The sequence below is a fragment of the Legionellales bacterium genome (assembly GCA_026125385.1).
Classification (GTDB): Bacteria; Pseudomonadota; Gammaproteobacteria; order JAHCLG01; family JAHCLG01; genus JAHCLG01.
In genome coordinates this window covers 118362-143053 of the sequence record JAHCLG010000001.1, presented here as the reverse complement: position 1 = coordinate 143053, position 24692 = coordinate 118362, and the positions used below count along the sequence as shown (strand labels likewise).

The following is a 24692-nucleotide window of genomic DNA, read 5'->3' as shown; positions in this document are numbered from 1 at the left end:
CAACATAATGAATACCAGGACATAACAACCATGAGTGCCGTTGAATGGCTACCCTTTATTTCACCGTTTGTTTGGATTCTGCTAGTCATTAACGGCTTAGCATTATTACCTTTAAAATTAAAAGTACGATTACCTGCTCGTGTTAAATTAACATTGGTTTTCTGTATGATTACACTCATAGGTTGGTTGCTTGCATTAATTACCGTTCACGTGATGACACCTGCTATTCGTGTTAATTTGCTTGCGTTTAGCAAGTTATTATTGATTCCTAGTCTGATTCTGCTTGGCATCACATTGATACGTCACTTAATGCAAGGTAATAATTTATTAGTGACTTTGTTAAAAATAGCAGGAAAAGGATTAAGGCCAATTTTACATTTTATAGCGCTAATTTCTCCAGCCATCTTACATATTATTACTGGCGCATACTCTAAATATGCGAATGAAAAATACGAAGATGACCGGAGAGAAGGAGAATGCAAAAAATCAGTACATCATCACATAAACAGCGAAGGTGAATATGCGCCTTACGATGATATTAATTATAAATTCTAAAGTTTATTTATCTTTGAAATCACGATATCAAGCGCCTTTTTCCCTAAATTGCCAGCTTCTTTCCCAGCAGATTCGCTGACTTGTTGAGTGCCTGATAAAGTGCCCATAATTGCGTTGCTTACCTTTAATCCTGCCCACGACATTAAAATTAGAAATAGCATAGGTAAAGCAATATAAAGCGTACCAATTATAAAATCGACCAGCGTTTTATTTAATCCGCCGTTATTATGCAACCACTGTTCTAATGCTATTGATCCACCACCTTGTGGATAGAGAGAAGCAATTAACGAATTATCAACATACAACACTAAATGCCATAAATAACTCCAAAATGTAATGGCAAAAATAACGGCTGCACCTGTGATGATAAAATGCAGTCGATAATTTGAGAACGGTATTACCAATGCTAGTAAGGCATAAATCGACATGAGTAATAGTGCTTGAATCACAGGGAGCGAATTAATCAGTAAAGTAAGTTTTGGATAGTAAGTCATTTGCTCCATACCAATACCAATACTCGAACCGATATAATCACTCATCCAATTACCGTGTATCTGATCATCTAATGATTCATAACCTCTCGAAATCTCACCAAAGGTCATGCCAGGATCGAAAGAATGTTGTATTAAATTTCGAATGCCAAGATCAGCAAGTTCTTTTGGATTATCCCCAATATGGGTAATCTTAGTCAGAAAATCAGTGGGTAAGGCTTTTTCTAAATTGGCCTGCAAGCCATTTTGTGAATCCGTCCACCAAGCTTGGCAATTTGGCTCTCCCCACTGAGAATGATTACCCACTTGTCCTTCAAATTGATCACGTGTTGAATCAAATAAAAACCCTGGAATCGGTTCTTGCGCTGACAATGAATCATAAAAACCAGGGGTGTGTAAAAAAGCTTGCGATCCAATCCAGCCTAAATCATTTTTTCCATATTGATTTTGATACTGTTGAATATCTGCTTTTTGTGACGTCGTCAAGTCACCGGACATATATTTGCTGTAAGCCGGCACATAACAATCATTATAAAATGCAATCGTTTCTTTTTTAACTTGAGGGTTAGTGATATGCGTTACATCTAACTGTGTTTGTAGTTCGCGGTAGTTAATAGGCGAACAACTTAATCCTTCCGTGGCCGCATGCGTAAACCCATTGGAAATCGCCATGACTAAATACCAGATAACGGGTACTTTAACACCGGTGGCTGCCTTAAATTGATTATCATAGGTCGTGCCAGTATGACCAGGTGTCGCAACTTGAGCGCTGGCGACACATGCTGGTTCATAGTGTAATACCTTTGGATCAAGTGGCACGGTGGGCACACAACAAAACTCAATCACTAATAGTGCGCCTACAATCTGTATCATGAGTCGTCGCAATGCAATAACCGCCGCACTTTTCGGTTCTTGCGATTCAAAAGGCTCTAAAAAACATTTCATCACAATACCAATAAAGGGAATAAACACCAATCCGGTGCCCACCATTAATATCCATAAGTTTTGGTATTGTTGCCAACCGATTAATGTGGTGTATAAGGCCAAATAACCTGTCACACTCATAATGATTACCTCATGATTCTCTCAGAGAACAAGGCGCACCATGATGCGCCTTTGATAGTTGTGTTATCGAATGAAGCTCACTACCACGCTGATTTTGTGGTGGAGTCATTCGTTTTATTGGCGATCGCCCCATTTGTCATCATGGGTGCATTGGGTTTCGGCATCGCAATCGCCGTATTTTCTGCATCAACCGAACTGCCTGCTTGGGTGATCGTAGAGAGCATGTTTGACATCAGCGTTTGTCTTGCTTTGACAAAGAGCAAAATATCTTGCACGTCTTGCTGCAATAATGAAATCGAGTGCTGAATATTTTGCTGTGCGGCTTTGTTGCTATAAATTGCTGGAATACGTCCACCCGATTGTAATATTCGCATTGCAAGCCGTGCTTTATTGATGACATTTATCGCGGCAATATTTTGCGCGAGCTTATCAACAATAATGCTTTGTATCACTTTGGGTTGTTTGCGGATATCACGAATGATTTCAGGCGATAATGCCATCCCATTCGGTGATATTGTTTGTAGATTCTCAATGGTCAACTCTGTTGAACCTGTGACTAACGCTTGCAATTTTGGCAAGATCTGCCCTGTCTGATATTGAATATCGGAATACAAACCGACACCTGGTTTTGAGCTTTTTTGGCCGCCATTGTAAGTGGTAATGGTTTCATCACCAACTACATTGGTCACCCAATCGGCCGCGTCTTTTGCGGTTGGGAAAATCCGTGAGAGTTCAGAGGGTGAGTCACCGAATACATTATTTTTATTGAGATGTGATGCGCTATCACTGACGATAACATCGTAACCCGACATGGCGGTATCATGAATGACCTGAATCGGTGGTTGATTTTCGCCACCTGCATTACGTGTTTGAACGCCATTGCTGTCAACGGTTGAATCAGGATTTACCCAGGGGACACCACTTTTACCCGCATCGCGTGACACATCTTGACGAGCTTGATTAATATCACCATCGCCTGAGATTTCAGCCGATCCAATTTCTTGCTGCCAACGATTCCCTAGAGAAATCTGTCCCCAATGCGCATAAGGATTTTGCCCTGCCGCAATTTGTGACTGCATCACCTCACAGGATTTGGTAGACACGGCCATGTCTTGTTTTGCGCCCGCCATCGCGTTGGTGATTAAATTATAGAGATTGGGATCAGCGCGTGAGAGTTCATATAATGGGAACTCGGTTACTGCACCGGTTGCATTATTTAGCACTTGTTGCTCAACATTCAGCGCACTGTCTTTAATTTGATTCAATGAATTTTTAATAGAGGCGATAGGATTAAATGCGCCACAATCAAATCCCAATCCCACATCACCTTCTGCATTTAAGGGAATGGTGGACGTATTATAAAATGCCGGTAATGGCACATCATCACCACCACCCATTTGGTAATAGAAATTGCTTTTAACAGCAGGAATCAAACCACCCGATGCAGCATAGGTCATCTGATTTAAGCTCATGATTGAAATAAGACTCGCTGCTAATGCAAGTGATAAGGATCTTGTTTTCATAGCAAATAACCTCAAACATTATTTTTTAAGGAAAGGAATGCATTTTAATAAATTAAAAATTGATAGAGCCTAAATACGTTGCTCCATGATCAGGAATGCATCCATGATAATGTCGCCAGAGCACCCAGACATAACGATCATCCCCTTTGGTGGAAGCATCAGCTTCCCAAGGACGTAAGCTGGTGATATCACTGCCACCGAATACCGTGCATTGATCTTCTGCTTTGGGGTAAATCATTTGGTACTGTGCATCTTTACTGTTTTCTTTCACAGGATCAGCACTACAGTGTTCACCGCAGGTATTCGATAACGTCCTATAAACATGTGGTTGGCCAACCGCCGTGATAATGGTAGAGGCTCTTAAGGCATCGACTGCCCCCGCTTTGGCATCGTCCGGTTGATTCACGTAACCATTGCGTGGATAAACAGGCCCCCAGTCATGTAAAACTAGCGTACCCACTTCGTGAATGCCTGGTATGATGCTACCTGGATAAAATTTTTCTAATGCTGGGAAACGCCAGGCATACGCATCCATTAGCGAAGAATAATAAGGCGTATAAGGGGTTGCGGTACTGGGTAATATCAACCCATAGCCGCTCAAGAGACTTAACGCTGGATTTCCAATAATATCGACTTCATGGAATTTATTATTGAGATCACGGTGTGAGTTATCATGCTCATTACCTGAACCCATATTAAAATGCGCAAACTGCTTAATTTGGACTTTTCCAGCTTGGTAAAAGACAGGGTCTTCAATATGCTGTGCAAACCACCAGGGATTATTATCCGGTTGGGTAAAGCTACTCACGACCGCATCGGGAAGATAATGATCCACTTTTAGGGTAGTTTCGATATGACAGCCAATCGGTGAACATCGCAACCAAAAACATAAGCCTACAATGCGATAATGTAGGCAATGTGATAATCCTTTTATTGTATCCTCGACGATAGCTAGCGAATTAATGGTATCGCTGGCATAAGCGTTGTAAAGCGGCAGCAAACAGGCAACGACAAGCAACAGTCTGGTTGCCAATTTTTTTATTGTGTTCATGATAATTAACCTAATGCGTTACACTTATTTTTTTAAAATAATTACGAATTGATTAATAATGTTTGGGACATACGTGCTGGGATAGCCGTAAGCCGTGAGTGCGTTACTATCTTGAATGACATTAATCAATCCTTGCAACCTTAATTGCGTCTCTTTTAATATGTGAATCAAATCAGAATGGCGAGCATAATAATGACCTTGATATCGTTGATCCGAAATTATTAATGCCATATAGCCATTAGTCACCAGTTTATTTTTGTATTTTGACAGGTTGTTTTTTATTTCTTCCAAGTGGTTTTGATAACTGATAATGGATTTTTTAAAATTAAATAACGGTATTTCTGTGAGTAGAAAATTAACCGATTGGTTTTTTATCTGTCCCAAAACATTAACATCGCTTTCTTTATCAAACAATTGATACGGCTTTTCTTGTAAGTGATAATCCAGATGTTCAATCGCTTGATGTTTTTCTTGATCTGTTTCAGCAATTCCAATAAATTGACAATCCGCCTGCAAGGCAGCCGCTAAGGTATCGCCATGCTGTAAATTGGGATCAAACACGATTTGGCCTTTTTGCGTAAAGAGTTCAATCAATTTGACGCGCGTTTCATCGAGTGGTCGATAAGTCATAAATTTGGTTTTATATTTTTTTCGTTTCATTAAAAAAGTGGAATACTCAGATAATTTTACTTTGTCACTCCAAGACAATAGTTTTTGCGTAATCCACACACTTTTAGATAACTTAATCCATGCCTTGCCGTTTAAGTTATTGAGCATCTGAATAATCCTGGTTAGCATTTGATAATGAAAGGTCAAGACACCTAATCCCTGGCTACTTTGATAACGAAGTATTTAGGTGCCTTGCTGGTTATCCTTCCATGCTTTTTGCAATCCACTTTGCCGCTTCCAATTCAGAAATATGGTATTTATTCATCAATTGTCTGCGTTCTGCTTTTTCATGTTTTTCTGTCATCGCTAGCGCCAAACTTAATCGTGGCGGTACGTTACGAAATAATCCTTTAACACGGTTACAAAGCAGGACACCTTCCACGTATTTTTTAGCGGCTTTACGTACCGAACGAAATAGTTCGCGTTCTTCTTCGTTAAGTTTTCTAAATTCTTCTACGGATTTCATTTCGACTTCACTCATCCCCAAACAAATCCAAAACTCCATCATGCTGAGAATTTTTCTGGCTTCCTTCGGAAAGTCAGCAACGTTTTGTGTCGCCAGCCACAACCATAAACCGAATTTACGTGACATTTTGGCGCATTTCGTTAAATAAACGACCGTCAGTAAATTTTTAGTAATGGTGTGAATTTCATCGCCAAAAAATACCGTAAAACGTTCCTCAAACTGGCGTTCTTCCGCTTTGGCCATGGTGCGTGACATCAATCCCATAAACGCCAACGCATTATGCGCTTCATAACCTTCGTCTTTAAAAAGACCTTGTTCAAACAAAGTAATGTCGGCATCCGGCCATGGTTTTCCTCTGCGATTAAAGACAAGATTGGCAATTGTATCCTTGGTGAAAAAAGCCATACTGTCTGCCATTGCCCGCAAGCGTGCTTGTTTTTCGGGTTCTTTTGCATTTGACTCCAACTCCCTTGCCATCTCACGCAACGCATCCACCACATCGGATGGAATCATTTGATCAAAACCCTGAGCACGTGCTGCGCGAGCGGCACGAATTAACGCATCCAAAATCAACATGCGATCTTGCCGCGTTAGATTCTCTTGCTCTTTGGCTTCACCACCGGTAATCATGAGTTGGGCAGCCAATGCCATTTCACCCATATAATCCCGCTGGGCTTCATTATCTTCGTACTCATGATTTGTTTTCTCAGACTCTGACGCGTTACGATGATCCGCTGCTTCAAAATCTTCCTCTAAACGATTTTCAAGCTTTGCTAATGCCTGTTCTGGCAATGTGCATTCCATCGCGTCGATTTGCGCCAGCATTTTGGCGCTATCCACAAAGGGGTTTAGAATAGGCGGGTTATCTAATGTCACCGCCACATGGTGCACCGATAGCCCTTCCTGTTTAAAGTAGTCCTTCAGTAAATGAAATGAATTACCGGCATCGACCATCACCAAATAAGGGCGATAGGTTCCCATCGTTTTAATTAATAAATCAGTACTGGTGGCTGACTTACCGGCACCTGTAGAACCGAGCATTAATAAATGACTGTTTTGGTCTTTGTCATCAGGGTTGAAAGGATCAATCGTAAAACTTTCCCCACCTCGATTAAGGAATTGCAATAAGGGGTGGCCCGTTCCTCGTTCGCGGCCATAGAGTGGGAGTAGATTCGCTAACTGCTTCCCAAATACATAACCACTGCGATATAGGTTTTGCTTATCGAATTGATAACTGTAGCAAAAAGGTAAATTGTTTAAATAGCTATGAATGGGTACAAGATCGTGATCACCTTTTAACACATGAAGCCCGTTATTAATGAGCAATGATTCTAAGTCCGTTTCTTTCTCAGCGAGATCTCTCAAATCATTACCACGCAAATATACGCCCATTGAAGCCGGAAACAAAAAATTACCTTTTTCAATCGCCGTTTTAGCCATTTGGCAGTCTTCAAAGGTGACACTCGCTGCCGTGGTATTGCTTTTTCGAGCACTTTCTTCAATACGATCCAAATGGTTTTTGACAATTTCTTGTGATTGAATCACCACCGTCATGACAAAGGTAGCGCCTTCAGGAAAATTATCAAATAAACCATAACGAAAATTACCGAATGCGCGATCTCGTGTGAGATGCCCCACATCAGGGACTTTGGTTAAGTGTTGAATCGTCACATAACGATGCGGTAATCCATCAAAGTACCAAACGCCATCTTTTTCTTTAGATTCTGGTACTGAATAAAACAATTGCTCGGAAAAATCATAGCCAAACGGTTTAGCTTCATCTTTTTCTGGATAAGCCAACAAATCAAGTAATTGATCAGAATTGCCTTTGGTCACACCAGGTGCTGGATTAAACCAACGAATCAACCAATCACGAAAATCTTTACCCTGTAAGCGTCTTGCCTCAATACCGACACCTTTTAATTTAGAAACAAAACTGGTAGCAACCTGATTTAAATCTTGCAAAGCGGTGCGTCCGCGCCGTAGCGCCATTTTTTTATGGTATTGACGATAGAACGCCACACGAACTTTACGCTGTCCACCGTGAAAGGCACTATCAGTCACCTTATCATCATAAAAAACACCGCCTGGCTTTCCTAGCCACTCCGAATACGCTTTCATTAGCGCTAAATAAGACGCTTTAAACGGGCTATCTTGCGCCGTTGGTTTAATGTATTGTGCAATCAACTGATACAGATAGGCCATGCTTAGCTCATCATGCACATAAAACTGCAATATCCACGGTGATTCCTCATCGCGATATTGAGGGAAGGTATCTTGAAAAATGCCTTGTAAACCATCGCGCAAATTAGCTAAGTAGTGTTCTGTTTTGGCTTCACTCGGTATTAAATTCAACTCAAAAGCCGCGCCCACGGTGGTATCCTGCAAGAGCACGCTTTGGCTTTCATCATCAAATTCAACCCAAGGTAATTGCATTAAAATGGATGGCGGCAACTGATAATTTTTTTTCGCAAGTTTAACCGTTAATGCTTCTTCATTTTTGTGTTGACGTAATAACATAATTAATCTCCGCTCATCAGCGCGATATAAGATAGCTATTTAAAAAGTTGTTGAGTTTATTTTTGGATTATTGCGTGTCGACTTCACCTGGCATCGCATAATAGACATGCGTATACATAGGAAAAACCGTTGAATAGCCAGGAACGGGACTTAGGTTATCGCCTGACCCCGCTTCATGAGGATACACATACATCACGATACTGGGATTCGGCAGTTGTGGAAATTGCGCATTAATTTCGTTTTCTTGTGAGCGGGTATAAGCACTGTAGTTTGGTGGTCGCGCTCGCAGATCCGATACGCTGGCTCGTACTTGTTTTAATGAATTTCCACTGGCTCCAGACGATCCGTTAATCGCATCATTATAGGCTTGTTGCATGGTGACGCTACCTTTCGGCATTTGGCTTGACATCATGCTAGAGCATCCCGTCAGGCTTGCCGCACCCATGAGGCTAATCAAGCTCACGGTGATCAGTTTGCAATGCATCTTCATAACTCACTTTCCTCGCTGATACGTCGTAGTTAATGGGAATTTGTTGAGTGATATTGACCACTACTTTCGTTGGCTTTCCGGTTTGGTGATCGATATTAGGCACATACACATAATCAAACGAATTTTGTACGCGGCGATTCCACCAGGTCTGCGCCGCTTGGCTTGCGGCAGAAGCACCCTGACCCAGGGCAGCCTTATTGGCGCTGCCAATCAATGTGCTAAACGTGGCACCTTCTGCCGTCGTCGAGTTCCTATATTGTGCGCTGGATAAGGCATTGGCATAACCTTCGGCAGCACTCAACCCCATCTGTGCACCTAAAAATAAACCCGCATCAGAATGAAAACTACCGGCAATACAGGGATTGCCGGTTTGACTCGAGATATAGCCTAATGAGTTGTCATTGCCTTTAGCTTTGGTGGTACTAATCGTGCCATCATTAAAGATAAAGGTAATGCTATGGATATCACCTCTCGCACAGTGGCCTAGCATATCACCACTGGCGATACCACTCATGACAGCACCCTTAACACCCGACAAAGGATAACCGTTGGCCGTTAAGTTGTTGGCTGATAGCACCAATTTAAAATGATACGGTGATGGCAGCTTGCCATCGATAGGGACTCGCCCAACCAAGGGTGTCATTAACGTCGCACCGGTTAAGGTGGCATTCATGGGAATGGTGTAAATCGGTTTTGCTGGATTTTTCTTTTGTGCGTTTCTTGATTCAGCATTATTGTCATGCAAAAGTGACTCGGTATTATCATTTAAGTCAAATAATCCATTGCCAGTTTTAGTGATAGCACTTGTTTTTTTCTGGGCGGTTTTTGACAAGTCAGAAATCCAGATAAAAGAGCCGCTATCACTTGTCCCATTAATGGGGTAATCTTCGGCATTCGTTTTTATTTTTTGCTTTAAACTCTCTTCAAACGCTTGTTGTTTTTCTTCGTTTTGGTTCTGTATTTTTTCTAAAGCCGTCTGCACTTGATCGGAGAGTGACTTTTTTAAATCGCTGATGGCATTTTTATTCTGTGCTTGTAAGTGTTGAACCGTTTGCTCTAATTGTTTATTTTTATTTTCGACATTGAGCAAATCAGCCGTCATCGTTTTCAAGGCTTCCACTTTATTATCAGCCGATGCGTTATCGTTAACATAGTGAGCTGGTTGTTCTTTGGGTGTTTCATTACCTACAATAGAGATAACAATAACCAGAATGACAAACACCGCAGCAATTAAGCCACCAAATAACTGGGTTGTTTTACTTAAATTTTTAAACATGCTGATTTCCTCACGTTGCGACTTTTAGGTTTGTGGTGCGCATGCTTGTATCGCTTGTGCAAAGGGTTGGCTTGAGACAACAAACAAAATGGATGTATCTCGGTTAATGGGTGTGCCATGAGGCGCCAAAGTTGTTTGTGGATAGAAACTGGCAGCAAGCCAGGTGCCACATAAAAGCCTTGGGTCAAGGCGTAATGATTGACTCAACACATTCTTAATCAATAACGCCGTTACATATAAATTCCCGCCTCGCCAGCTTGCTAATGGCATGGCAGTTGCACTTCCATCATAAAATAATGGCACAACATGCGCTGTTTCCATCGGAAATCGCGTGATATTGATTGACTGCTTTAATAATCGTTCAGGTGCGTAAATTTGTTGTATGGCATAACGGGTTAACGTGACATAATTAACACTTGCTGCACTGAACTGACTTTGTGTTGTTGAAGAAACAGGGGTTGATTTTGGTAACACAATATCTACGGGATTATCATTAGCATGCGCTTTAGCGTTAATATCCAATAAAATAATTTCACCACTGGCAAGCTTTGCTTCCACCCTTTCTGTGCTAAAGGGTTTTTTAGCGAACAAATAAAGTGTGCGATTGTCATTTTCAACACGAAGCACAGAAGAAGGTAGGAAACTTGTGTTATAGCCAAATTGCACCTTTGTGGGAAATGTCACAAAACGCTCGACACCCACCGGCAGCGTGATTTGAATGGGTTCACGTTTCCAAACGACATGTTGATCCGATTGATTCCGAGTCAATGGTTGAGACTCTGCAAAACCAATAGATGCTGTTCCTAAACTTAAAGTAAAAATGCTCGCTAAACAGCATAATTGAATAATACGATTCATAACGAACCTCTTGATGAAAAGTAATCTAATCAATGAAATAAAAAGTGATTTTGATTAAATGATAGTTTTGATGCGTTCAGGACTTTCTTCAAAACCGGCAATCGCTAAGCCCCAAGGATTTTGTTCGGCATCGACGTCGTAGCGTACGATTTTTAGGGTGTAATTCATCTGAACGTCTTTCACAATTTTAGCATTGGTATTCATCATTTCGGTTAAATGCATTTTTAGATGAACAATCCAGGTACCATGCCCCATATATTTCACATCGTGTGGGGAATATTCACTACCAGAGATGCCTTGCATCAGCCGAAGCCGATCTTGTAATTCCCCTTCGTTCAATAAATAATTATAATTCTGAATCAATTTTAATTTAAAACTGGGCGTTAAAAACGGTGAAAACTGCGTAATTTGAGCCTTATAGTTTTGCATACCATTTTGAGACCAATGATTGATACTTTGCCAAACATAGAACGCAAAACTATACACGGTTGTTGGTGGCACTTCGCCTTGCGTAATAGTAAGTCCACTTACTGGAATTTGGCGTGGTACTTCAATTTTAATTTTGGATTGTGAATGCATCCAACCCAATAACGCCAATGCGTTAACCAGAAATAATAAGATAATCACACTCCAAAGTGTGCGAACATGCTTTTTCGCCTGCTCTAGTGCATTTAAAAATTTCATGAAATAAATCTCCAGCGAAACATTCTTGGTGAATAGTCCTTAAATCAGAATACCGAGAGAAATTAGCGGCGTACTTGCCATTTGCCACTGTATCGAATAAAAGGTGATGGCTTGATGCCTTGAGAATCAAGCCACAACAAAAATTGCTGTTTCACGTAACCTTTGGGTTTTCCATCTTTGAGTTTTTGCATAACGGTTGCAAAAATCCAACCGACAGGAATAGCGGCTGGAAAGCTCAATCCTAAACCGATTAAAAACAGGCCAAAAAGCAGTTTCGTGAGCAACCCTAGCACTGACACGGTAAAGATCAAGCTCATGACACCGATCAGAATCATTTCTTTTCGGGTATTCCCACGGAAGGAGACAACGTCAAAGTTCAATCGGGAAGCCAAGATATCCGGTAGATGGTTTTGCATTTTTAAATACCCATTTATTCAATACTTGTGGCGGAATTAGGTGGGTTGATAACTCGCCGCACTCCAACCAATCGCAATCAAAATAATGCCGACCGTAATCGCCAATCCTGAAATCACCAGCGTGGTGAGGAAGCTTCCTGTTTCTTTATTACTGGAATCCTCACGTAATCGATGCATAATCACGCCAATACCCACCAACATCATAATAATACCGCCACCAATCATGGCGTATTTCATGCTGGTTTCCATGTGTGTGCCGACAGCTTTAACCACATCACCGCCTTGCACATCAATCGTAGGGAATGGATTATCACCTGGAGCAGCAAACGCTGAACCACTTAACCAAAGTATGAAAAATCCCATAAAAAATTCATATTTTTCTTTGAGGATACTCCCTATTTTGTGCAATAGTTTCATCATAAAAGCCTCCGCTATGAAGCAAGTTAAAATAACTGGAAGAAGTTATTCAGCGCTAATCGTTCGATTAGCAGTGATTGAAATAAATGTTTTTTCAATAAAAGACGTTACCGACTAAGCGACAACAAAGCTAAAAAACACCATGAGTAGGCTGGCTAAACTGAATAAATACAGCATAAAGCGTAAGCGATCTTGTATTTGGCCATCTTCGAGTAATTTAATCAGACCAATCAATATAAAAATGCTGACAACGATAATGAGTAAACCGGCGCTCAAGCGCAACAGAAAATTTAAGCTGTCGGCATGGATGCCGCTTGCCATGTAAAAGGATTGTTGTTGTGCTGGAGTCATGGTGTTGAATCCTCACTGTTAAGCGACGGTTGCTTTTTTAATACCGACTCAGACATAGGCAAATAGTCGCCAGACAGTGGTTTAATGACCCTAGATTGTATTGAAACACGATTAATCGCTTGAGCGATGCCCGATTGAATTTTAGCAACATCATAACGTAACCCATCAAATTGGAATTTAACCCTAGCATTGGGGTCTTGTTGTTTTTCAGCCAAATTAATTAACGGATTCACCTGATTTAACAGCCGACTGATACGAGCCAATGTGGCATTCATTTGTTCAGTATTAGCAAAACTAACACCGCTCATCAGAAACAATGCAAGGCAACTGATTAATAAACTGTATTTTTTAATGAATTTCATTGTGCTTGACCTCGTGTTGTTGTTTTAACTGTTGCCAAATTTTAGGAAACCGTTTGGGGAAATTGTGTAATGCCTTTAATGTCTGCCAAGCCAGGTTATTTTGGTGATCAAAAGCCAGTAAATTTTTAGCCCCAAAGACCAATGGTTCTTTGAATAACGGAATATCATGTACACTATGATGAATGAGGTAGTTTTTGTTAGATTGTCTAGCGGTAATGTGTCGACCCGCTAAATAGGTCACTAGAAAATGCTGACCAAATAAGACACTGGCCATTTTTAAATGATGCTGTGTTTTCTCATCTTTTACTTTTAAAGGTATTTCAATGCCACTAGGAATCAGTGAGCAATAGTTTTCTTGACCAAAGAATAATTGTATATAAGGGATTCTGGCTTCATGTAAACTGTTTTCTGTTTGGTAACAATCCCAAAAAGCACACAGTGTAACAATAGCAGGATGTCCCTCGCTATGCGCATAATGCCATGCCCAACGATTGATATTTTTATTTTGTGCAAGGCAGATAGCATCATAAACAAGCCCCGTTTGTTTTACATAGGCGCACGCATTTCGTTGATGCTGATCAAAACGATTTTGATACACTTGACTAGAAATTTCATTTTCTCCAAGCAAATCATCTCTACTGTTATTCTGTTGAACTAATAACATACTATTTCTCCGTTTAAATCGGGATTATCGATTAAAGATATTTTTTGAAGCTTTTTGTGGTGATTTGTATCGCCAAACCAAAAGTCATTGCAGATGTCATCACTATCCATTCTGTGTGTATGATGGATACCGGTAGCATTAAAACCATAAAAATGCCAAGAATAAGACTCAGCATGATTAACGGTTTTGCATGATGATAAATGAAAGCGCTTTCTCGACCAGCCGCCATACGTCGAATATAACGTCTACCTAATCCATCGATTAAACCGACAACCCCGAGTATTACAAACAGTATCGACCAGCGTAGAAGTAGGTATAAACGAATGAGTAATAACTTCGCCCCACCCAGTGTCGCATGAATAAAAGGTAATAACTGAAGCCATAGTTTATGCTGATAATCACTATTTATGACAGGCAAATGAATATTAGGCTGAGTTATCGATTCAGGAATAGCTTGTATCCATTGAGACACCCAAACAGTATGATTATTAGTCATATTGCTTATGACAGTGTGATAGTCATTTTGCTCCAATTGGTTTAGCGTATAAATTCCTGCTTGCCCATGCAAATTAATCATTACCATGCATACGACTATGCAACCTAAACAACCCATAAAAAGCCAGCCAATGATTCTTGTAACCAACCAAAACCATAATTCCAATACTGTTGGAGCGCGTTGTTGTTTCATAGCTAACTCAATTTAATATTCATCGGTTACGGTTGCATAGAATGAACGAGTGCTTCTACGCTCTCTGGCATGGCTTCCATATCATTTTTAGGTAATGGAAAACGCACTTTATAGAGTTGACCACCCTCTAATAAACAAAAGGCTTGTCCTTTGGGTAATTGCATCAAATCATCAGACGAGATCAAAGGCACTTCTGTAGTTGTGATACGATCCTCCGTATGACTTGAAAAATGAGCACCTTCTGTTAAGGTTGATGCATCACTTGCTCCAGACGATTGCACCATATCCTTCACCTGAACTCGCTGCGGCAATTTATCGGTGAGTAAACGAGCGGTGCTTTCTTCAAGCACTCGCAAACAAATCAGACTATTGAAATTACCAAATACTTGGTTTGCTTTAGCTTGACTACCTAGTCTAGCGAGCACATCGGATCCCGTTTGTGTTGCTACGGTAAGTTGTAAACCAGCGCCACCGCCTTTATTCGCAAGGGGAATAAATTCATCACCCGCAAGCTCGTTAAACTCATCACTGTAAACATTCACCTTATTGAGAGTTTTTTTATGTTCAGCTTCTGCAATACCGTCTTGCACGCCAAATTTATAGATTTGACCGACAGTAGAACACAAATCGGCGAACATACTATTACCTACAGCAGAGCTTACAGTGCTATCCGACAACGCATCTAATCCTACATAAACGATCTTCTTGCCTCTAATGACTTGCAACCAATCAAAGATCGGTCTCTCATCATTCAGATCACAGTAATCAGGTGATATCAGCTCTGAAATTCGGCCTGTTGTTAATTTTGAAAATAAGGGCGATAGTGATGCCGTAATTTTTTGAAAATAGGTTTGATCATAATTAAAAATAGCTTTTAGTCCATCATAGATAACATTATCGAGCTTTAATGTATCGACAAATCGAACCAATGCAATCATAAACGGACTGCGAGCCTTTAAATGAAACGGCAAATTTTTGACGTCAATGCTCTTGGCTTGTTGTTCGACTTTTTGCTTCCACTCGGAATCAATACTAGGTAACCATCGTTCGCAATATTCTAGTAATAACGGATCAATATTTAAAATATATTTATCCATATCTTTGTAGCTAGGTTTTTTTCCTAACGCAACCAACGCATTAGCAATGATATTGACAAACCGCCACGCAAACTCTTTGAATGCAGCCGATTCACCCGAACTGGGTAATTGATTAGCTACACGATTAGCTACTTCTGTAATACGTGCAAAATTACCAATCGGATTATAGCGGGCAGACACACTTGGGTAGCCCAGATGAAAAACAATCACATCGTTTTCTCGATCGACTTCTTTAGCTTCATAACAAATACGTTTTAATAATTCTGTATCACCTTTAGGATCAAATACAATGACGGCGGAATCTTGTCGACGAATATCACTGGCAATCATGAGTTCTAAAAGTCGAGTTTTACCGACGCGTGTTGTGCCTAATATCATGGTATGACCGACCCGTTCCGACAAATTTAAGAAAACATCTTTTTCTAAAGGTTCAATACCATGTATAGCAGGATTGCCGCCTACCGGTGGCAACGGTCGTACAGGGTTAAACACGCTTTGGCTCGATAAAAAACGACTTAATGAATTATTGTCATGTTCATGTTTGCATTCAAATCGTCTTGCCCATTGATAGGCTTTACCAGGTTTTAAATAACGCTCACGACCATTTTGCTTTAAATCACGTAACCGTTGTGTATGTTTGGCTTCCCATTTAAAGCCCTTGCCTAAAAATAATGTCTGATGGCTGATCGGTAATTCAGTCGAGCTTAGACTATAAAACGGTAAACGTTTTAAGTTTTTTTGATAGCGAAATACCTTTAGCCCTTGAAAAAAACGCCACAGTCCTATCGCAAATAATGTTACTCCTAAGCTTTCACTCACATAATGACTTAACAATAATTGGCTGGACATATTTAATATGAACAAACCAGCTAAAATGCAGATTACGCTCGACCACCATTCAATAGGTGCTCTTAATAAACTTTCTAATGCGTGTGTTTTCATTATAGTTACTGTTCAATTAAATTATTTGAAATTAAAGCTGGATAATGTTTAAGCCCTAAATTCTTAGCGATGGAATCGCCTGGTATTGCCATGAGTGATAAATGGCTAAAAGCAGCCGTTAAAGCCTGCATAGCTTCTTTTGAAGATACATTCACCACATATCCTTTCGCACGCAGTTTTGCCAAACGTTGCTGATACTGTCTTAACCATGCTTTTGACATGGCATCATCACCGACGATAAAAATTGGTTGTGGCAATGTCACGTGAATAGGCTTTGACATGACTTTACCTGGTGTCAGCGCAGGCGAACGCACAGGGAAGACTTTAGGCAATACTGCATTTTTCGGTTGAGTTTTCGCAATTTTCTCTGCTAATGTCTCATTCGACAATTGTTGTAATTGGTCAAGCGCAACAATTGTGTCATCTTGTGTTTGTTCAACTGCCTCGATGTCTGCTGGATGTGCTTTTAAATAATCTCGAATAAGGTGCGTTGCATGAGCCCCATTGGCGATAACAGCAGTGCTTGCTGGTTTGGCTAATAGAATGGTTGGAAAGGAGACTAAAACAACCAAAAAGGCTACAACCCAAAAGCCTAAAAGGAATCGCCAACTTTTGATTATATTATTTAATAAACCCATGCAACGCATAACGCTTTACCTCAACTCGATTATTAAAAATAGGATCTATAACAGTTGCTCATATTGAGATGAGGCCAGCCACTTTTCACTAGGGTAATAAGCCACCATCACCGTGCCATCTTTAATTGTAGAAATAATTTTTTGAGCGATTGCTTTACTAATGCCAAAACATCCATAGGTGCGACCGATTCGTCCATATTGTTCAGCAAAAGTTTGGGAAACATACCAAGCTGGATGCATGACGATATCGCGTGTAAATGCATTACTGTTAAAACCTTTATCCAGACCACGTAATCGCATGGAGTGACCACCTCTCCCGTAGTAAGTTTTACCGGTCAGATACACACCAATGCTACTTTCGTGTGAATTAGGTCGATTAGAAAAATGTTTTGCAACGTTTAAACCTGAATTTTGTCCATGAGCCACATAGGTAAAATACTCTGTGTTGCCGTTTTTCATGTTGATAACCCATAGTCGTTTCTCATTTGACGGTCGATTAAAATTAACAATAGTTAATTGTTGTTGTTTGTCTTTGCCTTGTAATCGCAAATGATCATAAGCGCGAACACCCGCTAAAAGCGCAGCGATGCTTAATTGTGGATTATCTTTTTCAATTTTTTGTATGATTGACCTGGGTGTTGCACTGGCTGTTGCAGTAGGAGCTGCGAAAACAGCATTATGGGCTGAAAGACCCGTAGCTAAAACGATACTAACAACAGCAACATTCAATGGAATGGCCATAGCATAAACCTCATTTTGTTGTTGAAAAAAAGAAAGCTTTGATCTCGCGCTATTTAAGCGAGGCAGTGGCTTTTATTCAGAAATGAATTTAGAGAACAGACGATAGTGTGATCGGCTGAAAATGCGAGTTATGAACAACGCCGACGAAAGGCAGGTTTCCCTTTTTGCCTTTGGATATGCTTTCAAATCGACTATTGCCATAATTTAATGTGACTTGTTTGTTCACAATATCAGGGGGTATGCCAATATTGGCAGCCCATGTTTCAATGCTCTTTTGATTAACGTGTTTACCGACAAAATAGATATCAAGAACGGTATCGGGTGTTGCTTGAATCGTTTTTATTAGATGCTGATAAGCAAAGCGACCTAATGGTGTATGAATACCGACAAATAGCCAAACTCGATCACCGGCTTGTAATGCGCTACTCTGCAAATTCATTGAGCCAGGTGTCATGATGGGTTTTTCATTGGGATATAATTTTTTATAAGCTTTCGAATAAATACTATTAAACGCTAGCTCTCTCGTGACACGCGCATGCATGTTATGCGCTTGAATCTTAGCGTATTGCATCATGTCATTGGGATCTTTAGCATTGAGTGCTAATACTTCAGTCGGATCTAAGTCTTTATACCAATAACCGCTGGGCGTATTTTTCATCAACCACAAATAGTGTTTAAATGCTTCCGTTGTAAGCCCCCACATCTTGGCTTGATCTTTTAAGCTATCTTGTATTGGTAGACTCTGAACAATTTGATCTTGAGTTTGTTGTGTTTGCACCAATTGGAGAGTATCGGCCAATGCAGGAAGTGTAGTAAAACTTAAAAACCAAAATATAAAACCTGACAATAATGGTAACGGGTTACAAATGTGTTTATGCTGATTTTGGTTTTTGTACTTGAGCTTGTTCATGACCATTGATCTCCGAACAGTTACGACCATCGGGCAACTGATATTGCCTTTGATAGTCGTCTTTTTTTAAGTTGGTAATTAATACGGGTGCTATTAAGCAAGCTTTAGAATGCGAGGGTTGTATGGGCATATAACCTAGTCGATGCATCATGTTAGCGCAGCCTGTAAGCAAGCTGGTTCCTATCACAATAGCTCCCATGACACTGATTAGTTTTATATGCCGCATGGATGGTGTGAGATAATTTTTCATAGGGTCCTCATTAATTTGCTCGTAATTTCACATAAAGGATTTGATTGCCTACTTGTTTTGAAAAAATGGCACTCTGCTGAGAAAAGTTCATACTTTGCAGTGCCCATCCTCTGCAAGCCGGACAAATTTGCTCAACACTTAAGGTGGTTTGGTTACCATCGACATCGATGATGGTACGCATGCCATCGCTAAACCCTTGGACAGCTACTAACCTAAAATAGCGTTCCACCGATTGAGGCGTTACCCAAGTCTTTTTTTCAGTTTGTTTGATGATTTTCTGCACCGAACTTTGAAGGCTATTAACCTTTCCGAGCAGTTGCTCATCAGGTGCTGAAACATTTTGCTTTAATTGCTGTACATCTTGCTGAGAGGCCAGTGAAGACATACTGGATTGAATAGATTGAAGTTGATTTTTTACAGCAGCATATTGAGCACTGGAGATAGCCTTTAATTGATCTAACTGCGCCTGAAACTTTGCGTTATTAGCAGCTATGATGCTATTTTCTGGATTAACGGTTTTATTTTGTTGTTTATTTAATGGCTGCGTTTCAAAGCGTACAGGATAACGGTTATTTGAAGTTGATTTTTTCGCTATATCAGAACCAGAACTTAACCCTATCACGATTAACAATAATATTATCAGCCCAACAACGATTGATAGAGCGATACGTTGTTGCTTATTAAGTTTTTGATAAGCAGTTTTAAAAAACTGATAAATTAAACGTGATTTTAATTTGATCTGATGCTTCAGCTTATTGATAGCATCTTTATTCAATGAAATTTTCATTTGGTTTTCCTCAATAATTAAAGGGAGAAACAAAGTTATAAATTAATGAAAGGTTGGCAGCGTGACTTCACGACGCCTAACAGGATAAAAGAACTGTGCATCTTCTAATTGTGCAAGAAATTCCTTAATAGGCAGTGCTGACATAAAACCTGGTAAATTGGATTGTGTTTCAAAATTTCTAATTCTTCTTTGAAGTTGCTCTTTGTTTTCATTGAGTTCACTGGATTTAAATACAATCCCATAAACTGAGCGAAGAATATAAACAAAAGTTTCAGGATCAACATGCGATTCGAGTGCTTTTAATCCTATTAAGTAATCGGCTTTTTTATTTGATTGTTCGATGAGTCTGCTTGTATTCATTTTTTGATCCTGTAATGTTCTTTGAAATGGTGTGTTTCACATAAAGTAGTTGATAAGGAATTTTAATTTTATAGGCGATTAATCGATGCACTGGATCAACTAATAAATAAAATGTTTCACCCGATAATGTTGTTAAACCTTGATCTAACGTCATGGGGCCAAATGATCTGTCCACTTCAGGGAGTAGCTGATTGAGCATTGCCAGCGCAGGCTTATTCATGACTTGATCATCAGCTAAGTGATAACCACTGAACTGCAAAATAAATTGGACTGCTTGTTTTATCGTTAATATGTTTTGTGGAAATTTGATTTGAATTTGCTGTTGTAATAATTGTGTCTGTGCACCTTGTGGTTTTTCAGCAACTGACAAATAACGCCCGATAGTTACATTATTGGCAAAGCTCGCTGATGTGCCAAACAAAATAGATAGGCACAGAAAACCACTCAAGACACAACGCTTGAGTTGATCTTTACGCATAGTAATAAAACCTCAATTATTTTTTTGATTTAAAATATTTGAAATGTAATTTAGATGAGAGAAGGAAAGTTTTTCTTCTGAAACAAAAAAGCCCCGAGAGATTTATTCTATCGGGGCTTTGTTTAAACTTTTTTGAAGTTACATGTGCATCTTACAAAAAAACAAATCAAGATGCAACTCTTTTTTCAAATAATTTTATTTTGATCGCTTTTTTGTTTTACATTTTTAGAAGTTATTTGAAGCGATTTGAAGTTTTCCGAAATTCTTTTAATGAAAATATTTTTTATAACTGAGACTTATTTTGAATTTTTTTGAATCTGTTATAAATTATTTTAAGAGTTTGGAAATGATTTGAGATTTTTTATTTATTTTAAAATAAATCAACCTGTTTCAGGGCGATTAAAAATAAAATAAAAAAGCGCCTGAAGTCAATCAAACGCTTTTGTTTTACTATCTGATAAAAATTTAATTGGTTTTAGTGAACGGTAATGTATTTCGATAACCAATTCTGTGCGTCTTTCAAGTAACGAAAGTAGGTGCTTCTTGGCAGGGAAGTGTATTGGATCCGCTCCTGAACATCTTTATCCGGCATGGTGTAGTGAATACGAATCACTTTCGCCCATTCTGCTTTGCCCTCCCCATCGGGTTGCTCTGCGGCTAGTTGCTCGATCAGATCATTGAGTTCTTCTGCCTGCTTATTCGTAGGTATCAGCATCTTAGTCGTGCCCCGAACGATCACCCCTCCTTCGGCTTGTAATTTGGCAATCAGAGACTGATTAGAATATCCCAGCCCCATGGTAATGATTTGATGGCACCAATGTCCCCATTGGGTTAAACGCTTTTTAGTGGTCAATAAGTCAGTCGAATAGGCCATAATAGTTACCTCCGAGTTCGATATAAAATACATTTGATTTCGACATAATTATGTCATATACTAACCTTGTAGTCAATGTTTGGACAACAACAGGGTGAAAAAACGATGAAACGAGACCATGCTCTTGGCGCAAGAATTAAGGCAGCCATGAAAGCTGCTGGATTTAAAACAGCTAAAGAATTTTGTGAACAGTATGATATACCTTACCTCACCTTTGCCCAGCATACCCAAGGGCGTCGCCACCCTACCTCTGATTTTCTAAAACTCTATAGTGAAGCATTTGGAGTCACTGCTCACTGGATTGAAACAGGGGAAGGCAGCCCTTTATCTAAGGCTAATCAGAAAAAGACAAAAGAAATATTAAAGCTTTCAGAGAAAGAGATTGATAAGCGTCTAAAGATTAATGAATTACTCCAAACTGCACTAGACACTTCATTACTATCAAAAATATTACAGCAGCTTTTTTCCAAGAAATTTCAACTTAAATCAAAAGATGCAGAAAAACTTGCTAAAGCTGCTGCTTATATTTATAGCGACATATCAAGTATGGACGAAGATCAATCCACCAAAGAAAAACTTGTGCAAGTCGCTGTTAATACATTTCTAAAAAATATCCAGGATGAATAAAACCAATATTAATACATATTTATGATTATTGTATCATCCAAGCATCTTTTAATTTTCCACTTGTAGGCCACTTATAAGCTTTAGCAATAGAATAAATTAAGTCTTGAGCAAGCTCTCTCCCATTATCAGAATTTGTCATAACAACTGCACCTTGTTTAGTATTAGGAAAACCGACAAGCCAACCTTGATAACCTGCATTCTGTCCTAACTTCATAAAATGCAATTTGCTGCCATAACCAGCAACTACAAATCCTAGCCCATATGGCGTGTTTTTTTGTTGAGTTAGCGCCTCCTGAGCTATACGCTGTGATAAAAAGGCATTCGGCTTACCCTCATAAGCTTTCATAACAGCTATAACAAATTTAGCGAAATCGCTAGAAGTACTCCATAATCCCCCAGCAGCGTACTCTGGTACAACTCGCCATTTGTATGGAAAGCTAGTTCCATTGCTACCTGTAGCCCAAGCGGCATTATCCATTAACTTTGGCGCTAATGGCTGATCATAATTACTATGCAGCATACCCAGCGGGGTTAATATAAATTTTTGAACGTTATCAGGAAAAGAATGTGAGGCTTGAGATTTAATAAGCAATTGAATAACTTCATACCCTCCTCCAGAATAAAAATATTTAGTACCAGGCTCATACGTTAATTTTACCCCTGAATTATTAGCAGGCTTTTCTCCTTTGAGAGTTTCAACTAAGGATGGCAATGCCTCTCCAGGTTCATAACCATAATAGCCTCCCACATCTAAGCCTGATGACATGCTTAATAGCTCCCTCAATGTCACTGAGGCATGCTTATACTTTTCTGGTTTATTAATTTTCCAAGAATTGAGTAATGGGTTTACTGGCTCATCAAGCTTTAATACACCCTTATCTACTAAAGCCAATGCGGTCATGCCTGCAACTGACTTAGACATAGAGCCTGCCTGAAATAAAGTTGTTGTGTTAACTTTTTTCGTCTTGTGTGAATTTGTATAGCCAAAAGCATCCGCCCAAATAATTTTGTTACCTTGAATGATTGCAAAGCTGATTGCTGGAACCTTAAAATGAGCCATTGCTTGTTGAAGGGTTAAAACTTTTTGCTGCCCTTTTTCGGTTACCAAGATATTGTTTAAAACTGTGGTACGAGCTTCTACTTCGTTAGCATAAGCAAAAGTAGCAGAAAAGAACAAAGACAAAAATAATATATTATATATCAAATAGTTACGGATTCGCATTCTGCCTCCCTTTTTAGTAATAAGCGCGCAAATAAAATCGCTATTGAAATTAGCACCGTAAAAAGTGCATATAGCTTAACAGAAATAGGCAGACCAAAAAACCTGACGGTTTGCCCAGAAAGAAATATTGCTAAAGGTGCAACTGATACTGAAATCAGGTTCACCAGAGACATGATAAGAGAAACATAGTTATGCTGAACTCTATTCTGATAATAAGTTATGGCAAAAACATTACCAACAGCCAAAAATACACCCATAAAAAATAATGAAACGATAGAGAAAAGCATATTAATTGACAGACCAAAACAAAAATAAGCAATTCCTGTAAATAAAAATGTGGTAAATAGTATTTTAATACTATCAAGGTGCCTTTTTATTCTGGATACAAATGCGGCACCAATAAATGAACCAAACCCAATCGATGCTTCAAACAAAGCGAACATATAACCTCCATGCAAATAAAAATTATTTTTAACATATAGAGGAATAAAGTATTGAATTGGGACAAAAACAATATTTATTAGAAAAAAACAAGCTAGCAAGTAAAATACATCAGGATATTTTTTTGAAGCACTAATAATAGAAATTTTTAAAGAATTTGACTCTGATCTGAACTGGTAACAATTTTTATTAACAATAAAATTATTTATTATTGGTAACAGGTAAATACCTACAATAATTAAGAAAACAAAAAGGAAATTTTTATATGAGATTAGTAAAAACAACGAGGAAAGCAAGGGGCCTAATATTACACTCAGTGATAATGACAAGCTTAAATAGGCAGTCATAGACTGTCTATCCAACTTATCTTGAGAAAGAAAAGTAGGCATAGCCATTGCTGCTGGATTAAAAAATGATGAACCCATATTTGCAAAAAATCCTATCATAGAAAGTAAAAAAACATTCAAGCTAACATGAAACAATATCAAAATAGACAAAATTAAATACAGTAGCAACTTAATTGAATCGGAAAATATAAATACTTTAACTGGCCCAAATTGATTATTTGCCTTATGTGATAATTTGATAAAAATCAGGTGTGGTATTAAGGAAAAACAAATAAAATAATTTAGGGAGTTTGGGCCATAATTTTTTATGACAAACCAAGATAAAAAAATAAAAGCCGCTCTATCAGCCACATTTGACATAAAATAGCTTGCCAGAACCCTAGTGAAAGCAGAACCAACATTTTTGTTGTTTTTTAAAATTAAATGCTTCAT

General features: G+C 39.1%; 28 protein-coding genes. 2 read left to right on the top strand and 26 right to left on the bottom strand.

The window, feature by feature from the left end:
- Positions 1 to 30 precede the first annotated feature (30 nt).
- Complete coding sequence (locus tag KIT27_00600) at positions 31 to 555, top strand: hypothetical protein (GenBank protein MCW5588136.1); 525 nt, start codon at positions 31 to 33, stop codon at positions 553 to 555.
- Here KIT27_00600 and KIT27_00595 read toward each other — a convergent pair.
- The 24 genes from KIT27_00595 to KIT27_00480 all read right to left on the bottom strand — a co-directional run bounded on the left by KIT27_00595 (position 552) and on the right by KIT27_00480 (position 21623).
- Positions 552 to 2111, bottom strand: a complete 1560-nt coding sequence (locus KIT27_00595; GenBank protein ID MCW5588135.1) for a conjugal transfer protein TraG N-terminal domain-containing protein — start codon at positions 2109 to 2111, stop codon at positions 552 to 554. The two genes, KIT27_00600 and KIT27_00595, sit on opposite strands and share 4 nt — an antisense overlap.
- Positions 2112 to 2191: 80 nt before the next feature.
- The gene (locus KIT27_00590; GenBank protein ID MCW5588134.1) at positions 2192 to 3634 is read right to left on the bottom strand and encodes an integrating conjugative element protein; all 1443 of its coding nucleotides are present in this window, start codon (positions 3632 to 3634) and stop codon (positions 2192 to 2194) included.
- 52 nt (positions 3635 to 3686) lie between these two features.
- On the bottom strand, positions 3687 to 4685 hold the full coding sequence (locus tag KIT27_00585) for a TIGR03756 family integrating conjugative element protein (protein MCW5588133.1): 999 nt from the start codon (positions 4683 to 4685) through the stop codon (positions 3687 to 3689).
- Between the two features lie 24 nt (positions 4686 to 4709).
- On the bottom strand, positions 4710 to 5462 hold the full coding sequence (locus KIT27_00580; protein ID MCW5588132.1) for a hypothetical protein: 753 nt from the start codon (positions 5460 to 5462) through the stop codon (positions 4710 to 4712).
- Positions 5463 to 5553: 91 nt separating this feature from the next.
- Positions 5554 to 8340 (bottom strand): conjugative transfer ATPase, encoded by a 2787-nt coding sequence (locus KIT27_00575; GenBank protein MCW5588131.1) that lies wholly within the window; start codon positions 8338 to 8340, stop codon positions 5554 to 5556.
- Between the two features lie 67 nt (positions 8341 to 8407).
- Positions 8408 to 8830, bottom strand: a complete 423-nt coding sequence (locus KIT27_00570; protein MCW5588130.1) for a TIGR03751 family conjugal transfer lipoprotein — start codon at positions 8828 to 8830, stop codon at positions 8408 to 8410.
- Entirely contained in the window at positions 8790 to 10106 is a 1317-nt protein-coding gene (locus tag KIT27_00565) for a TIGR03752 family integrating conjugative element protein (protein MCW5588129.1), read from the bottom strand. Before KIT27_00565 ends, KIT27_00570 begins: the two co-directional genes overlap by 41 nt.
- Positions 10107 to 10130: 24 nt before the next feature.
- Positions 10131 to 10964 (bottom strand): TIGR03749 family integrating conjugative element protein, encoded by an 834-nt coding sequence (locus KIT27_00560; protein ID MCW5588128.1) that lies wholly within the window; start codon positions 10962 to 10964, stop codon positions 10131 to 10133.
- Between the two features lie 54 nt (positions 10965 to 11018).
- Positions 11019 to 11648, bottom strand: a complete 630-nt coding sequence (locus KIT27_00555) for a TIGR03746 family integrating conjugative element protein (GenBank protein MCW5588127.1) — start codon at positions 11646 to 11648, stop codon at positions 11019 to 11021.
- A 62-nt stretch (positions 11649 to 11710) separates the two neighbouring features.
- Positions 11711 to 12064, bottom strand: coding sequence for a DUF3487 family protein (locus KIT27_00550; GenBank protein ID MCW5588126.1), 354 nt, complete (start codon positions 12062 to 12064; stop codon positions 11711 to 11713).
- 36 nt (positions 12065 to 12100) lie between these two features.
- Complete coding sequence (locus KIT27_00545) at positions 12101 to 12484, bottom strand: hypothetical protein (GenBank protein MCW5588125.1); 384 nt, start codon at positions 12482 to 12484, stop codon at positions 12101 to 12103.
- 111 nt (positions 12485 to 12595) lie between these two features.
- Positions 12596 to 12832 (bottom strand): hypothetical protein, encoded by a 237-nt coding sequence (locus tag KIT27_00540; protein ID MCW5588124.1) that lies wholly within the window; start codon positions 12830 to 12832, stop codon positions 12596 to 12598.
- Complete coding sequence (locus KIT27_00535; GenBank protein MCW5588123.1) at positions 12829 to 13194, bottom strand: RAQPRD family integrative conjugative element protein; 366 nt, start codon at positions 13192 to 13194, stop codon at positions 12829 to 12831. The genes KIT27_00540 and KIT27_00535 overlap by 4 nt, the downstream gene beginning before the upstream one ends.
- Positions 13181 to 13858 carry a hypothetical protein gene (locus KIT27_00530; protein ID MCW5588122.1) on the bottom strand — a complete coding sequence of 226 codons (678 nt, stop codon included), beginning with the start codon at positions 13856 to 13858 and terminating at the stop codon, positions 13181 to 13183. The genes KIT27_00535 and KIT27_00530 overlap by 14 nt, the downstream gene beginning before the upstream one ends.
- A gap of 31 nt (positions 13859 to 13889) precedes the next feature.
- Positions 13890 to 14546, bottom strand: coding sequence for a DUF4400 domain-containing protein (locus tag KIT27_00525; GenBank protein MCW5588121.1), 657 nt, complete (start codon positions 14544 to 14546; stop codon positions 13890 to 13892).
- A gap of 26 nt (positions 14547 to 14572) precedes the next feature.
- Positions 14573 to 16585 carry a type IV conjugative transfer system coupling protein TraD gene (traD, locus tag KIT27_00520; protein ID MCW5588120.1) on the bottom strand — a complete coding sequence of 671 codons (2013 nt, stop codon included), beginning with the start codon at positions 16583 to 16585 and terminating at the stop codon, positions 14573 to 14575.
- Between the two features lie 5 nt (positions 16586 to 16590).
- The gene (locus KIT27_00515; protein ID MCW5588119.1) at positions 16591 to 17223 is read right to left on the bottom strand and encodes an integrating conjugative element protein; all 633 of its coding nucleotides are present in this window, start codon (positions 17221 to 17223) and stop codon (positions 16591 to 16593) included.
- 45 nt (positions 17224 to 17268) lie between these two features.
- Entirely contained in the window at positions 17269 to 17964 is a 696-nt protein-coding gene (locus KIT27_00510) for a murein L,D-transpeptidase catalytic domain family protein (GenBank protein MCW5588118.1), read from the bottom strand.
- A gap of 88 nt (positions 17965 to 18052) precedes the next feature.
- A complete protein-coding gene (locus KIT27_00505) occupies positions 18053 to 18874 on the bottom strand; it encodes a TIGR03759 family integrating conjugative element protein (GenBank protein MCW5588117.1) in 822 nt (273 codons plus the stop codon).
- On the bottom strand, positions 18837 to 19025 hold the full coding sequence (locus KIT27_00500; protein MCW5588116.1) for a hypothetical protein: 189 nt from the start codon (positions 19023 to 19025) through the stop codon (positions 18837 to 18839). Before KIT27_00500 ends, KIT27_00505 begins: the two co-directional genes overlap by 38 nt.
- Positions 19026 to 19134: 109 nt before the next feature.
- Positions 19135 to 19911, bottom strand: coding sequence for a hypothetical protein (locus tag KIT27_00495; GenBank protein ID MCW5588115.1), 777 nt, complete (start codon positions 19909 to 19911; stop codon positions 19135 to 19137).
- Between the two features lie 42 nt (positions 19912 to 19953).
- Entirely contained in the window at positions 19954 to 20271 is a 318-nt protein-coding gene (locus KIT27_00490) for a hypothetical protein (GenBank protein MCW5588114.1), read from the bottom strand.
- Positions 20237 to 20749, bottom strand: coding sequence for a hypothetical protein (locus KIT27_00485; GenBank protein MCW5588113.1), 513 nt, complete (start codon positions 20747 to 20749; stop codon positions 20237 to 20239). The genes KIT27_00490 and KIT27_00485 overlap by 35 nt, the downstream gene beginning before the upstream one ends.
- Before the next feature lie 475 nt (positions 20750 to 21224).
- A complete protein-coding gene (locus KIT27_00480; protein ID MCW5588112.1) occupies positions 21225 to 21623 on the bottom strand; it encodes a hypothetical protein in 399 nt (132 codons plus the stop codon).
- A 105-nt stretch (positions 21624 to 21728) separates the two neighbouring features.
- On the opposite strand from KIT27_00480, the gene KIT27_00475 reads away from it, so the two are divergent.
- Entirely contained in the window at positions 21729 to 22250 is a 522-nt protein-coding gene (locus KIT27_00475; GenBank protein MCW5588111.1) for a hypothetical protein, read from the top strand.
- Positions 22251 to 22275: 25 nt separating this feature from the next.
- Here the strand turns inward: KIT27_00475 and KIT27_00470 are convergent, their stop codons facing one another.
- Positions 22276 to 23472, bottom strand: coding sequence for a beta-lactamase family protein (locus KIT27_00470; protein MCW5588110.1), 1197 nt, complete (start codon positions 23470 to 23472; stop codon positions 22276 to 22278).
- Positions 23451 to 24692 (bottom strand): MFS transporter, encoded by a 1242-nt coding sequence (locus tag KIT27_00465; GenBank protein MCW5588109.1) that lies wholly within the window; start codon positions 24690 to 24692, stop codon positions 23451 to 23453. The genes KIT27_00470 and KIT27_00465 overlap by 22 nt, the downstream gene beginning before the upstream one ends.

Excerpts from the sequence above, each read along its gene's own strand:
- KIT27_00600 (MCW5588136.1), top strand. The coding sequence starts at position 31 with ATGAGTGCCGTTGAATGGCTACCCTTTATTTCACCGTTTGTTTGGATT.
- KIT27_00595 (MCW5588135.1), bottom strand. The coding sequence starts at position 2,111 with ATGAGTGTGACAGGTTATTTGGCCTTATACACCACATTAATCGGTTGG.
- KIT27_00590 (MCW5588134.1), bottom strand. The coding sequence starts at position 3,634 with ATGAAAACAAGATCCTTATCACTTGCATTAGCAGCGAGTCTTATTTCA.
- KIT27_00585 (MCW5588133.1), bottom strand. The coding sequence starts at position 4,685 with ATGAACACAATAAAAAAATTGGCAACCAGACTGTTGCTTGTCGTTGCC.
- KIT27_00580 (MCW5588132.1), bottom strand. The coding sequence starts at position 5,462 with ATGCTCAATAACTTAAACGGCAAGGCATGGATTAAGTTATCTAAAAGT.
- KIT27_00575 (MCW5588131.1), bottom strand. The coding sequence starts at position 8,340 with ATGTTATTACGTCAACACAAAAATGAAGAAGCATTAACGGTTAAACTT.
- KIT27_00570 (MCW5588130.1), bottom strand. The coding sequence starts at position 8,830 with ATGAAGATGCATTGCAAACTGATCACCGTGAGCTTGATTAGCCTCATG.
- KIT27_00565 (MCW5588129.1), bottom strand. The coding sequence starts at position 10,106 with ATGTTTAAAAATTTAAGTAAAACAACCCAGTTATTTGGTGGCTTAATT.
- KIT27_00560 (MCW5588128.1), bottom strand. The coding sequence starts at position 10,964 with ATGAATCGTATTATTCAATTATGCTGTTTAGCGAGCATTTTTACTTTA.
- KIT27_00555 (MCW5588127.1), bottom strand. The coding sequence starts at position 11,648 with ATGAAATTTTTAAATGCACTAGAGCAGGCGAAAAAGCATGTTCGCACA.
- KIT27_00550 (MCW5588126.1), bottom strand. The coding sequence starts at position 12,064 with ATGCAAAACCATCTACCGGATATCTTGGCTTCCCGATTGAACTTTGAC.
- KIT27_00545 (MCW5588125.1), bottom strand. The coding sequence starts at position 12,484 with ATGATGAAACTATTGCACAAAATAGGGAGTATCCTCAAAGAAAAATAT.
- KIT27_00540 (MCW5588124.1), bottom strand. The coding sequence starts at position 12,832 with ATGACTCCAGCACAACAACAATCCTTTTACATGGCAAGCGGCATCCAT.
- KIT27_00535 (MCW5588123.1), bottom strand. The coding sequence starts at position 13,194 with ATGAAATTCATTAAAAAATACAGTTTATTAATCAGTTGCCTTGCATTG.
- KIT27_00530 (MCW5588122.1), bottom strand. The coding sequence starts at position 13,858 with ATGTTATTAGTTCAACAGAATAACAGTAGAGATGATTTGCTTGGAGAA.
- KIT27_00525 (MCW5588121.1), bottom strand. The coding sequence starts at position 14,546 with ATGAAACAACAACGCGCTCCAACAGTATTGGAATTATGGTTTTGGTTG.
- traD (MCW5588120.1), bottom strand. The coding sequence starts at position 16,585 with ATGAAAACACACGCATTAGAAAGTTTATTAAGAGCACCTATTGAATGG.
- KIT27_00515 (MCW5588119.1), bottom strand. The coding sequence starts at position 17,223 with ATGGGTTTATTAAATAATATAATCAAAAGTTGGCGATTCCTTTTAGGC.
- KIT27_00510 (MCW5588118.1), bottom strand. The coding sequence starts at position 17,964 with ATGGCCATTCCATTGAATGTTGCTGTTGTTAGTATCGTTTTAGCTACG.
- KIT27_00505 (MCW5588117.1), bottom strand. The coding sequence starts at position 18,874 with ATGAACAAGCTCAAGTACAAAAACCAAAATCAGCATAAACACATTTGT.
- KIT27_00500 (MCW5588116.1), bottom strand. The coding sequence starts at position 19,025 with ATGATGCATCGACTAGGTTATATGCCCATACAACCCTCGCATTCTAAA.
- KIT27_00495 (MCW5588115.1), bottom strand. The coding sequence starts at position 19,911 with ATGAAAATTTCATTGAATAAAGATGCTATCAATAAGCTGAAGCATCAG.
- KIT27_00490 (MCW5588114.1), bottom strand. The coding sequence starts at position 20,271 with ATGAATACAAGCAGACTCATCGAACAATCAAATAAAAAAGCCGATTAC.
- KIT27_00485 (MCW5588113.1), bottom strand. The coding sequence starts at position 20,749 with ATGCGTAAAGATCAACTCAAGCGTTGTGTCTTGAGTGGTTTTCTGTGC.
- KIT27_00480 (MCW5588112.1), bottom strand. The coding sequence starts at position 21,623 with ATGGCCTATTCGACTGACTTATTGACCACTAAAAAGCGTTTAACCCAA.
- KIT27_00475 (MCW5588111.1), top strand. The coding sequence starts at position 21,729 with ATGAAACGAGACCATGCTCTTGGCGCAAGAATTAAGGCAGCCATGAAA.
- KIT27_00470 (MCW5588110.1), bottom strand. The coding sequence starts at position 23,472 with ATGCGAATCCGTAACTATTTGATATATAATATATTATTTTTGTCTTTG.
- KIT27_00465 (MCW5588109.1), bottom strand. The coding sequence starts at position 24,692 with ATGAAGCATTTAATTTTAAAAAACAACAAAAATGTTGGTTCTGCTTTC.